We start from the raw sequence: 12,342 nt of genomic DNA, 5'->3' as shown, positions 1-12,342 counted from the left end.
GGATTGCCCCCTTAGTGCGGGAAAGGCCACATGATGAGCTTTTCCCTAGTGATCGCCCAGAAGCGCGCGAGCCCGTGCGGCTCGACGATCAGGAACATGATGATCAGCGCGCCTATGATCATCGTGTTGAGATGTTCGACCATGGCCGAACTGATCGGTAGGCCGAGCGCGGCCGGCACCGTGCCGAGCAGCACCGGCAGTGCCACGATCAGGACCGCGCCGAGGAAGTTGCCGAGGATCGAGCCTAGGCCGCCGATGATCGCGATGAACAGGACCCGGAAAGAGAGCGGTATGTCGAACACGACCGGTTCGGCGGCTCCGCGCCACAGGAAGACGAACAGCGCGCCGGCAATGCCGACGATGTAGGACGAAACGGCAAAGGCCGAGAGTTTCGCCTTCATCAAATTGATGCCGACGAGCTCGGCGGCGATGTCCATGTCGCGCACCGATTTCCAGATGCGACCGATGCGACCGCGGGTGATGTTGATCGACGCGATGGTGATCACCGTCACGATGCCGAGCACGACATAATACTGCACGATCGCAAGGGCGTTCGGGCCGAACGCCGGAACCCCGAACATCTCGACGGTCGGCACCTGGATGGCGCCCGACGAGTTGTAATTGTAGAGCCACGCCCATTTCTCGAACAGCCAGACGAGGAAAAACTGCGCGGCGAGCGTCGCGATGGCGAGGTAGAAACCCTTGATGCGCAGCGATGGCAGGCCGAAGGCGACGCCGATGGCCGCCGAGAAGAAGCCGGACAGGAAGATCGCCGCGATCGGATTGAGTTCGGGGAAGATGCTGATCAGCTTGTAGCAGGCATAGGCGCCGACGCCCATGAAGGCGCCCGTGCCGAGCGAAAGCTGCCCGGCATAACCGGTAAGGATGTTGAGACCGAGCGCGGCCAGCGAATAGATCAGCACCGGGATGAGCAGCGCCTTGAAGGCGAATTCTGAGGCGGCGAGCGGGAAGATGACGAAGGCGAAAACGAGGATTATGCCCAGCAGCCAGGCATCCTGCCGCACCGGAAACAGCGCATGGTCGGCGGCATAGGACGTCTTGAACTGGCCAGCGGTGCGATAGAGCATGCCTCACACCCTCTCGATGATGCGCTCGCCGAACAGGCCTTGCGGCCGGAACAGCAGCACGATCAGCGCCAGCACGAAGGCGAACCACGTTTCGGTGTTGCCGCCAAGCAGCGGCTGACCCCAGTAGATTTCGAACAGCTTTTCAAGGACGCCGATGGCGATGCCGCCGACGATCGCGCCGGTGACCGATTCCAGCCCGCCCAGCATCAGCACCGGCAGCGCCTTGAACGCAATCACTTCGAGCGCGAAGGAGACGCCTGCCCGCGCGCCCCAGACGATGCCGGTCGCCAGCGCGATAACGCCGGCGATGAACCACACCAGCACCCAGATGGTGGACAGGGAGATGCCGACCGAAAGTGCCGCTTGGTGATCGTCGCCGAGCGCGCGGATGGCTCGGCCAAGCCGTGACCTGTTGAGGAAAAGGAGAAGGCAGCACACGAGCACGGCGGCGCCGACGACCGCCGTGAGGTCCTTCTGCTCGATCGAGACGAAGCCGCCGAACGGCTCGAACGTATAGCTGCCGGTCGGAATGTAGAGCGCCTCGGTGATCATCACCTTGTTCTCGCCGCCGAAAATGATCTCACCGAAGCCGATCAGAAACAGCGTGATGCCGATCGTGGCCATGAACAGAATGATGTCGGGCTGGTTCACCAGCGGGCGCAGCACCACGCGCTCGATGACGACTGCCAGCACGAACATGACCACCAGCGTGAGCGGCACGGCAAGCAGCGCCGGAACGCCCTTCTCATGCAGGGTCACGAGAGTCAGCGCCGCGAAGACCACCATGATGCCCTGCGCGAAGTTGAAGATGCGCGAGGATTTGTAGATCAGCACGAAGCCGAGCGCGATCAGCGCGTAGAGCACGCCGGCGACCAGTCCTTCCCACAGCACCTGCAACAGGAAATCCGGCGCGCCGGCCATGTCGGCGAAAGGTTTGACGAGGATGGAATTCAGCAATTCCATTGCTTCTCCCTTGGCCGAGACCGGCGCATTCCGATCAGGCTGCGAGTTGCGGGAAGATACCGAGGAGGCCGATGACGATCAGGTAGATCGCGACGATGTAGTTGAGCAGGCGCGGCATGATGAGGATGACAACGCCGGCGATGAGCGAGATCAGCGGCGTGAGCGGCAGGTTGGAGAGATCCATGTCGTTTCCTTTCAATGGGCGACGCCGAGATAGGCGTCGATGACCTGTCTGTCGGATTTCACGGCATCCGGCGTGCCGTCGGCGATCTTCTTGCCGTAGTCGAGAACGACGACGCGGTCGGAAAGGTCCATCACCACCCCCATATCGTGCTCGATAAGTGCGATCGTGGTGCCGCGCTGCCGGTTGACGTCGATGATGAAGCGGCTCATGTCCTCCTTTTCCTCGAGATTCATGCCGGCCATCGGCTCGTCGAGCAGCAACAGCGACGGCTCCATGGCGAGCGCGCGCCCGAGCTCTACCCGCTTCTGCAGCCCGTAGGGCAGCTTGCCGACGGGCGTGCGGCGGATGTGCTCGATTTCGAGGAAATCGATGATCTCCTCGACCTTCTTGCGGTGTTCGATCTCCTCGGCGAGCGCCGGGCCGTGCCAGAGCATCTGCCAGAAGATGTTGCGCTTCATCAGCACCGAGCGCCCGGCCATGATGTTGTCCAGCGTCGACATGCCCCTGAACAGTGCGACGTTCTGGAATGTCCGGGCAATCCCTTGCCTGACGGCATGATGCGGCTTCATCGACCGCCGCTCGCGGCCGCGAAAGACGATGGTCCCCTTTTGCGGTGTGTAGAAGCCGTTGATGACGTTGAGCATCGAAGTCTTGCCGGCGCCGTTGGGGCCGATGATGGCGCGGATCTCGCCCTTCCTCACGTCGAAGGAGATGTCGGTGACGGCCTTGACCCCGCCGAAGGACAGCGAGACGTTACGCACGTCCATCAGCAGTTCGCCGGGCGCGATGCCGTCGTCAGCCACAACGCCCTGAGCTGACGCAGCTTGCACGTTCATGCGGCGGCCTCGAGCATCGGCGCCGCGGCTGGATAGGTCCGCGCCTCATGAATGCGGACGGTCGCGCGCACGGTACCCTTGCGGCCGTCCTCGTAGGTCATTTCCGTCTCGACATATTTTTCGGTCGAGCCGTCATAGAGCGCCTCGACGAGCGATGCATAGCGATCCGCCACGAAGGCGCGGCGCACCTTCAGCGTGCGGGTCAGTTCGCCGTCGTCGGCGTCGAGCTCCTTGTGCAGGATCAGGAACCGCCTGACCTGCGCGCCTGATATCATCGGCTCCCGCGACAGCCGCAGATTGGTGGCATCGACATGCGCGGCGACGATCCTTGCGACCTCGGGATGGCCGGCGAGTTCCTGATAGGAAGCGTAGGGGATGTTGTTGCGCTCCGCCCAGTCGCCGACCGCATGGAGGTCTATGTTGAGGAAGGCGGCGCAGAAGTCGCGGCCGCTGCCGAACGCCACCGCCTCCTTGATGTCGGGGAAGAACTTCAGCGTGTTCTCGATATATTTCGGTGCGAACAACGCCCCTGTCTTCAGCCGGCCGACGTCCTTGGCGCGGTCGATGATCTTCAACTGCCCGTCCGTATCGAAAAAGCCGGCATCGCCCGTGCGGACATATCCGTCCGCCGTCATCGCCTCCGTGGTCGTCTCTTCCTGTTTGAAATAGCCTGCGAACATGCCGGGCGAACGGAAATGCACCTCGCCGGCGTCGGAGATGCGTATGTCGACGTTTGGCGCGGGGGGACCGACCGTATCAGCCCGCACCGCGCCGTCCTTCTGGCAGGTCACATAGAGGAAGGCTTCGGTCTGGCCATAGAGCTGCTTGAGGTTAATGCCGAGCGAGCGGAAGAAGGAAAACAGATCCTGTCCGATCGCCTCGCCGGCCGTGTAGGCGACGCGGATGTTGGAGAAGCCGAGGACATTCTTGAGCGGACCATAGATCAGCACTTCGCCGAGCGCATAGGCGAACCGGGCGGACAGCCGTACCGGCCGGCCTTCGAGGATAGCCTCGCCGTGCCGTTTCGCCACGCCGATGAAATAGGCAAACAGCTTGCGCTTCAGCCAGCCGGCGTCCTGCATGCGGATGGTCACGCTGGTCAGCAGCGACTCGAAGACGCGCGGCGGCGCGAAATAGAAGGTAGGCCCGATCTCGCGCAGATCCTGCGGCACCGTATCGGCGCTTTCGGGGCAGTTCATGCAGAGCCCGGCGACATACCCCTGGGCGTAGTTGAGATAGTGGTCGCCGACCCAGGCGAGCGGCAGATAGGCGAGCACGCTGTCGTTTTCGGTCAGGCCATCGAAGGCGACCGTGTCCCTTGCCGCCCTGACCGCGCCCGCGGCCTTCAGCATGACGCCTTTCGAGCGGCCGGTCGTCCCCGACGTGTAGAGCATCACGCATATGTCTTCGCCGCTTGCGGCTCGGATCGCGTTCACCCAGGCTTCGCCGAGGGACGGGTCGGCCCGCAACCGTTCGGCGCCTAAGGCCTGAACGGCCGAAAAGGCATGGAGTCCGGCCGGCGGATAGAGGGCCAGGCCGCGCGGTTCGTCGTAGATGATGTCGGTAAGGGCCGGGATCTTGTCGGCGCATGACCTGATCTTGTCGACCTGCTCCTGGTCCTGCACGACGGCGAAACGGACGCCGGCATGGTCGAGCACATAGGCCATCTCGTCGGCCACGGCGTCGGCATAGACCGGCACCGGAATGGCGCCGAGCGATTGTGCCGCCGCGAAGGTCCAATAGAGGCGCGGACGGTTGGCCCCGATCACCGCGATCCTCTCTCCCTTGCCGAGACCGAGCGACTGCAGGCCGATCGCAAGCTTGCGGACCTCTTCGAGCTGTTCGCGCCAGGTCCAGCTCTGCCAGATGCCGAAATCCTTGTGACGCATGGCCGGGCGGTCGCCCAGCCTTTCGGCATTGCGCAGCAGATATTTCGGGAACGTGTCCATGCCGCCGGCCAAGGCCGTCGCAACCATGTGCGTGCTCCTCCCGTCCCGCTTGTTCGCGGTTGTTGCGGCCATAATGCCAGCGGCATCGCGGCGCGCAACCCCATCGTTGGGATGAGGCAATAAGAGGAAACGATCGGGGAGGCGTCAGCCTGAAGAGCATCGGACCGAAAATCGGAATCCGGTTTTCGGAATATTCCGATGTTCAATCAAATAGTGAAATCGTCCTTTGTGCGTCCGCAGAACGCACGGCGATCTACGCGGCGTCGCGATAATATTTCGCGGTCGGCAGGATGGTAAGGGGCGCGAGTTCCCCCTTGGCCGGCTTGGCAAACAGCATGCGTTGCTCCACCGGCGTCGATTTGAAGAACGGAAACCGCTTGAGGATAGGCTGCCTGTTGGCCGCGCAATTCGCGTCGTAGAGGATGACGGGCACGCTGATCGGAGGATACGCCCTCGCCTCGCCGACCGGCACGGCGCCAAAGATGCGCCGGTAGAACGCCGTATGCTCCTCCCGGACCACGCCGATGCAGCTGGTGGCGTCGAAATAGACGCTGGCCACCAGACCCAGCCTCAGCGTCAGATACGGCAAGGCCTGCAGGGGGGACCGGTAGTAGGGCTCGGCGGCGAGCATGGTCGGATTGATGAAGCTCTCGCCACGCAGCAGCCGCGGGCGCAGGATATCGTCGAAGGTTTTCATCACCGGCCCGTAGGGCTCGGCCTCCGAAATATGGTGTATCCGTACCGTACTGACCAGTTCGCCGTCGATGAAGACGCCGAAGCGATAACAATTGGGTGCGTCATCCAGATCGTCCGTAACCATCTGGTTGCTGGATTCTTCGATGAAGCCATGCAGCTTGTAGGCTTTGTAGCGAAGCCGGTAGATGTCCTCGAGATCTTCGCCGCTTTCGCAACGCCGGTATTCGATGCGCTCCAGCAACGCCTCTACCTTGCTGGAAAACGAGGATACTGGCGGGGACGCGGTTGCTTCTTCGCCTACAGCCGCTGCCTCGCGAAACGCTGCCACCTGCGTAAACATACTCAATGCCCTCAGCCGCCACCCGTTAGGGTAAGGCAATCATGAAATATGTAAACTTTTAAATTACATGCAAGGTATTTACGCTCGGTTAACCTTAACAAATCGTAAATTGAGACAAAAGAGCGTCAAAATCCGTCGCGAGCGTGTCGCGCCGAACAGGCGCTTGGCGAGGGCGGTGGTTGGAAAGCGCGGTCAGCGCTTGGCGGCGGCGCTTCTGGATTCGCGGATGTCCTTGGCGAAAGGCCAAACGGTGTTGGACATCGTTTCTATGCCGGAGGCGGAGAGCGCGGCGCCGAACAGAAACCCCTGCACGAGATCCGGCTTGACCTGAAGCGCAAGGATCTTCAGCTGCTCGAAAGTCTCGACCCCTTCGATGGTAACCGTAAGGCCGAGCGGACGCGACAGATTGACGATCCCCTTCAGCAGTTCGAGCGAACGCGTGCTCTGGCCGACGTCCATGAGGAAGCTGCGGTCGATCTTGACCTTGTCCAGGGGCAGCTTGTGCAGATAGCTGAGGCTCGAATAGCCGGTGCCGAAATCGTCGAGCGCGATGCGCACGCCGAGCCGTTTCAGTTCCTCGATATACTGCCGTGTCAGCGACTTGTCGTCGAGCAATGCCGTCTCGGTCACCTCGATCTCGAGCCGGTGCGGCGCCAAACCCGAGGCCGAAAGCGCGTTGCGCACCTTTTCGATCACATCGCGATTGCGGAAATCCTTGGCCGACAGGTTCACCGATACGCTGATCTGCTCCGGCCAGCGGACGCATTCGGCGCAGGCGGCTTGCAGGACGAAGTGGCTGATCTCGGAGATCACCCCCATCTCCTCGGCGAGAGGTATGAATACGGCCGGCGATATCGGGCCGAGATCGCGGTGCTCCCAGCGGCAGAGCGCCTCGCAGCTTGCGATGCGCATCGTGTCCATCGTCACGATCGGCTGGTAGACGACACGCAGCGACTTTGCCTCGATCGCGGCGCGCAGATCCGCTTTCATAAGCTGGCGGTTGCGGAAGGCCGCGTCCATCGCCGCCTCGAACAGCCGCCAGTCGTTCTTGCCGAGCTCCTTGGCCTTGTAGAGAGCAAGGTCGGCCTTGACGATCATCGCGTCGACGTCGGTGTCCTTGACGCGCGACAGGACGGCGCCGCCGCTTGCCTGGATGCGCAGCGCGTGGCCGGCGACGTCGATGTCGCCCTGGAGCCCGGCGAATATTTGGTCCAGGATTCCGGTCAGATGGCTTTCGTCGTCGACCCTGTCGATGAAGATCATGAACTCGTCGCCGCCGAAGCGGCTGACCTTGACGGTGTCGCTGGCGAAGGCCGCGAGCCGCTCCGCGACGGCGTAGATCAGCCCATCGCCGACGGGATGTCCCAGCGTATCGTTGACGCTCTTGAAATCGTCGAGATCGAGCACGGCGAGGCCGCAGGAGCGGTCCTGGTCGCCGGTGGACATGGTCTCACCCACGAGCTCGTGGAAATAAGCTCGGTTCGGCAGGCCGGTCAGATTGTCGAAGCGCGCCATGGAACGGATTTTTTCTTCGGTCTCGACGCGCTGGGTAACGTCTTCGAAGGTGATGACGCCGAGTTGCTGGCTGCCTTCTCGGGCAGAGAACTCGAAATGCTGGCCGTTGGAAAGCGAAACAAGGACCTTGCGGTCCCTGCCTTCGCGAAGCGCGCGCGTCAACTGCCCCTCGATGAACTTGCAGTCCTTGATGGCCAGCATCCCGCCCGCCACACCTCGCATGAGCATGGAGTGTATGGATCGACCGAGCAGCGCATCGGGCGACTGGAAGGACATGAGGTGCGCGGCTTCCGCATTCGCCACCACGACGCGGCCGCTCGGCCCGAGCATGACCAGCCCATGCGACATGGTATTCAGCGCCCGGTTGAAGCGCTCGGCAATGCGGTTTGCCTTCTTTTCCTCGCTGATCGCTGTGAACAGCACCGTGCGCACCAGGTGCGCCATCTTGTTGATCGAGAATACGAAGGGGATGACGAACAGGCCGAGCATGAAGTGGTAGAAGTCGCCCTTGAGCATCAGCCCGAGCGTGATCGGCGCCAGCACCGACGTCGACAATATGGCGACCATCTTCCGGGAGCCGAAATTGCGTCCGGCGATGGTGATGGTGCTTGCGAGCACCATGGATATGGCGGCGATCTCGCCAAAAGCGTCGGGCGCGACATAGAGGCTGACGAAGGCGAAGAGCCCGACGCAGAAGCCCTGGATCGTGCCCGCGATGATGTAGTAGCGCTCCCAGCTGAGCGCGGTCTCATAGCCGACGATGCTGTCCGGATCGACCCTGCGTATGGCCAGATAGCGGCCGACGCTGGCGACCGTCATCATGACGGCGAGAACGAGATAGATCGGCTCCTTGGTCTTCCAATAGACCAGCAGGCCGACCAGCCCCTGCGTCAGAGCGCCAACCAGCAGAATGCTCGCGTCCGAGAACAACGCCCGGACGAAGCCGACATAAATGTCTTCTGGTATCTCGTCCGGTTTGCTTGTTTTCATTGCCTGCGGTGCCGCGCGAACCGCAGTCATGGCATGGGTCGCCTTAAGAAAGGCTTAGAAGATCGCTTTCGGCGACTGCCGGCAAGGGGCTGAATACCTTGCAATGCAAGGAATCTGACGATCCGGTAAACAAGCCGTATCCGTCATTCCGCAGCCTGGAGAACCGGGGCCACGGGGGCATCGGAAAGCCGCCGCAGGAGCCGTGCGCGTTCGCCCGATGCGGTGTCCGCGCTCGCCCGCCTGACGTGCCCGTAACCACGGATGAGCGATGGAACCGAGGCAAGCGCCGCGGCCGCTTCGACCTTGCCCGGCGCCATTGCCGCCAGGATGAGATCCAGGTCCCGTTCGTATTGCTCGAGCAGCGCTCTTTCGAACCGGCGCTCCTCGGAATAGCCGAAAACGTCGAAAACGGTCCCGCGCAGGCCCTTCAACGCAGCAAGCAACCGGAATCCCTTCATCATCCATGGGCCGAAGCTCGATTTGCGAGGTTTCCCGTCGGCGCCCTTCCGCCCCAGGACCGGTGGCGCAAGATGGAACTCCAACCGGTCAAACGATTGAAATTCCTTGGAAAGTTGCTTTGCGAACGAGCCGTCAGTGTAGAGGCGGGCGACCTCGTATTCATCCTTGACCGCCATCAGCTTGAACAGGTTTCTGGCGACCGCTTCCGTGACCGCCGTAGAGCCCGCGACAGCGCCGTTCTCCGCGGTACGGAGAGCCGCGACCCGATCGAGATATCGCTTTGCATAAGCGGCGTCCTGATAGGCCGTTAGAAACGCGGCTCGGCGGGCGATGAGGTCGTCGACGGTCGGCACGGCCGGATCGGAAGCCGCGCCAGTCGACTGCGCGACGAGGCCGCGCACGAAATCCGGCTCATGCGCGGCGCGGCGGCCCCAGCGGAAAGCCGAAATGTTCATGGGAACGGCTTCGCCATTGAGTGCGATCGCCTTCTCGATGGCCTCCGCGGCCAGCGGCAGGCCGCCATGCTGGAAGGCGAAGCCGAGCATGAACATGTTGGCGCCGAGCGAATTCCCGAAAAGCGCCGAAGCCGTGCGCGTGGCGTCGAAGAAATGCGCCTTTTCCTCGCCCGCGGCCTGGCGTATCGCCTTCTTGAGCCGTTCGATGGGAAGCGAATAGTCGGCGGAGCGGGTGAACTCGCCGGGCATGATCTCGGCCGTGTTGGCGACGAAGATCGTATGGTTTTCGCGCACGGCGGCAAGCACCTTGCGGGCGCCGGAGACGACGAGGTCGCAGCCGAGGATCAGGTCCGCCTTGCCGGCCGAGATGCGGATGGCATGGATGTCCTCCGGGGTCCTGGCGATGCGCACATGGCTGAAAACCGAGCCGCCCTTCTGGGCGAGGCCGGCCATGTCGATCATGCCGCAGCCCTTGCCTTCGAGGTGCGCGGCCATGCCGAGAATGGCGCCGATCGTGACCACGCCGGTGCCGCCGACACCGTCGATGATCGAGGCCCAGCCATCCCTGTCGAGCGGGAACTCCTGTGGATCGGGGACGCCGTCGATCGGGTCGGTCTTGCCGGCGACGCCCTCCGCCTTGCGCATCTTGGCGCCATGTACGGTGACGAATGACGGGCAGAACCCGTTGAGGCAGGAAAAATCCTTGTTGCAGCTCGACTGGTCGATGCGCCGCTTGCGGCCGAATTCCGTCTCGACCGGCTGGATCGACACGCAGTTCGACTTCACGCCGCAGTCGCCGCAGCCTTCGCAGACCAGTTCGTTGATGATGACGCGCTTGTCGGGATCGGGATAAGCGCCGCGCTTGCGGCGGCGGCGCTTCTCCGCCGCGCAGGTCTGGTCGTAGAGCAGGACCGAAACGCCCTTCACGTCGCGTAGTTCGCGCTGGACCAGGTCGAGATCGTCGCGATGGTTGAACGTCGCGCTCGCCGGAAAAATCGCGCGGTCGTATTTGCCCGGCTCGTCCGACACGACGGCAAGGCGCTTCACGCCTTCGGCATGAACCTGCCTCGCGATCATGTCGACGGTCAGCCCGCCCTCATGCGGCTGGCCGCCGGTCATGGCGACCGCATCGTTGTAGAGGATCTTGTAGGTCATGTTGACACCGGCCGCGAGCGCGAAGCGCAGCGCGAGGATGCCGGAATGATTGTAGGTGCCGTCGCCGAGATTCTGGAAGAAATGCTCACGCTTCGAGAAGGGGGCCTGGCCGATCCACTGCGCGCCCTCGCCGCCCATTTGGGTGAAGCCGACCGTATCGCGGTCCATCCAAAGAACCATGAAATGGCAGCCTATGCCGGCGCCGGCGATCGAACCTTCCGGAACTTTCGTGGAGGTATTGTGCGGGCAACCCGAGCAGAAGAACGGAGTGCGCGACCCGATGTCCTTGGTGTCGGCGAGCATCGCCTGGTACTGCCTAAGCCGGCTGACGCGGGCCGCTATCTCCTCTGAAGGCCCGATCACCTTGAGGACACGCTCGCCGAGCGCGATGGCGATATCGTTGGGATCGAGCGCGCCTTTTACCGGAAACAGCCAATTCCCGCGCTCGTCCTTCTTGCCGATGACCGTCGGCTGCATGGCGGTGCCGTAGAGGTCCTCGCGGACCTGTACTTCGATCAGCGAGCGCTTCTCCTCGACAACGACGATCATTTCGAGGCCGCGGGCGAAATCCTTTATGTGCTCGATGTCGAGAGGCCACGGGCAACCGACCTTGAAGAGCCGCACGCCGATCTCGTTCGCCTTCTCCTCGTTGATGCCGATATCCTCCAGCGCCTGGCGGACGTCGAGGTAGCTCTTGCCGACGGTGATGATGCCGATCTTTGGCTTGCTGCCGCCCGAATAGACGGTCCTGTTCAACCCATTGGCGCGGACGAAGGCGGCCGCGGCCGCGCGCTTGAATTCGTGCAGCCGCGCTTCCTGGCCGATGAAGTCGATCTCGTGCCGGATATTGAGCCCGCCGGGCGGCATGTCGAACTCCGGAACGATCATGTTCAGGCGTTCCAGCGAGGCGTCGACCGAGGCCGTCGACTCGATGTTGTCCTTGACGCATTTGATCGCGGCCCAGGTGCCGGCGAAGCGCGACAGCGCAAAGCCGTAAAGGCCGTAGTCGATGAGTTCCTGCACCCCGGCCGGATTGAGGATCGGGATCATCGTGTCGACGAAAAGGAATTCGGTGGCGTGCGCGTTGGTGGAGGATTCCGCCGTGTGGTCGTCGCCCATCAGCGCCAGCACGCCGCCATGTTTGGAGGAGCCGGCAAGGTTTGCGTGGCGGAACACGTCGCCTGAGCGGTCGACGCCCGGCCCTTTCCCGTACCAGACGGAAAAGACGCCGTCGTGCTTGCCCTCGCCGAGAAGCTCGGTCTGCTGCGAGCCCCAGCACGCGGTGGCTGCGAGTTCCTCGTTGAGGCCGGGCTGGAAGACGATATCGGCTTGCGAGAGCTGCTTCCTGGCGCGCCAGAACTGCTGGTCGAGACCGCCGAGCGGCGAGCCGCGATAGCCGGATACGAAGCCTGCGGTGTTGAGGCCGGCAAGCCTGTCACGCTCGCGCTGCATCAACAGCATGCGGATGACCGCCTGCGGGCCGGACAGGAAGATGCGCTGCTTGGCTAGATCGAACTTGTCGTCGAGCGCAACGTCATGAAGCGTCATCGGCAAATCCTCTGCGGAGGTCGGCCTAAAAACGCAGGCGGGCCAACGTGGGTTGCATGGCGACAGTGTTCCTCTGCCGTGCGGTTAGGTCAAACGAAATAAGAGGCTGGCCAAAATGAGCAATGCTTAGCCGGGCGACGACTCGCCGGCGCAATAATATGACC

Annotated in this window: 8 protein-coding genes; all 8 read right to left on the bottom strand. The window is 62.7% G+C overall.

The window, feature by feature from the left end; translation table 11 throughout:
• Positions 1 to 11 precede the first annotated feature (11 nt).
• The 8 genes from ABLE71_RS11955 to ABLE71_RS11920 all read right to left on the bottom strand — a co-directional run bounded on the left by ABLE71_RS11955 (position 12) and on the right by ABLE71_RS11920 (position 12,178).
• Positions 12 to 1,088 carry a branched-chain amino acid ABC transporter permease gene (locus tag ABLE71_RS11955; RefSeq protein ID WP_348783551.1) on the bottom strand — a complete coding sequence of 359 codons (1,077 nt, stop codon included), beginning with the start codon at positions 1,086 to 1,088 and terminating at the stop codon, positions 12 to 14.
• A 3-nt stretch (positions 1,089 to 1,091) separates the two neighbouring features.
• The gene (locus ABLE71_RS11950) at positions 1,092 to 2,051 is read right to left on the bottom strand and encodes a branched-chain amino acid ABC transporter permease (RefSeq protein ID WP_348783550.1); all 960 of its coding nucleotides are present in this window, start codon (positions 2,049 to 2,051) and stop codon (positions 1,092 to 1,094) included.
• A 34-nt stretch (positions 2,052 to 2,085) separates the two neighbouring features.
• Entirely contained in the window at positions 2,086 to 2,235 is a 150-nt protein-coding gene (locus tag ABLE71_RS11945; protein ID WP_348783549.1) for a DUF3096 domain-containing protein, read from the bottom strand.
• A gap of 11 nt (positions 2,236 to 2,246) precedes the next feature.
• Entirely contained in the window at positions 2,247 to 3,071 is an 825-nt protein-coding gene (locus tag ABLE71_RS11940; RefSeq protein ID WP_348783548.1) for an ABC transporter ATP-binding protein, read from the bottom strand.
• On the bottom strand, positions 3,068 to 5,047 hold the full coding sequence (locus tag ABLE71_RS11935) for an AMP-binding protein (RefSeq protein WP_348783547.1): 1,980 nt from the start codon (positions 5,045 to 5,047) through the stop codon (positions 3,068 to 3,070). Before ABLE71_RS11935 ends, ABLE71_RS11940 begins: the two co-directional genes overlap by 4 nt.
• Before the next feature lie 226 nt (positions 5,048 to 5,273).
• Entirely contained in the window at positions 5,274 to 6,056 is a 783-nt protein-coding gene (locus tag ABLE71_RS11930; protein WP_348783546.1) for a hypothetical protein, read from the bottom strand.
• A 192-nt stretch (positions 6,057 to 6,248) separates the two neighbouring features.
• Positions 6,249 to 8,561, bottom strand: a complete 2,313-nt coding sequence (locus tag ABLE71_RS11925) for an EAL domain-containing protein (RefSeq protein WP_348783545.1) — start codon at positions 8,559 to 8,561, stop codon at positions 6,249 to 6,251.
• Between the two features lie 143 nt (positions 8,562 to 8,704).
• Entirely contained in the window at positions 8,705 to 12,178 is a 3,474-nt protein-coding gene (locus ABLE71_RS11920; RefSeq protein ID WP_348783544.1) for an indolepyruvate ferredoxin oxidoreductase family protein, read from the bottom strand.
• Between the last annotated feature and the right edge of the window lie 164 nt (positions 12,179 to 12,342).

The sequence above is a fragment of the Mesorhizobium sp. KR9-304 genome, assembly GCF_040049215.1.
In the GTDB taxonomy this organism is placed as follows: Bacteria; Pseudomonadota; Alphaproteobacteria; order Rhizobiales; family Rhizobiaceae; genus Mesorhizobium_K.
This window is presented reverse-complemented; position numbering and strand designations above follow the sequence as displayed.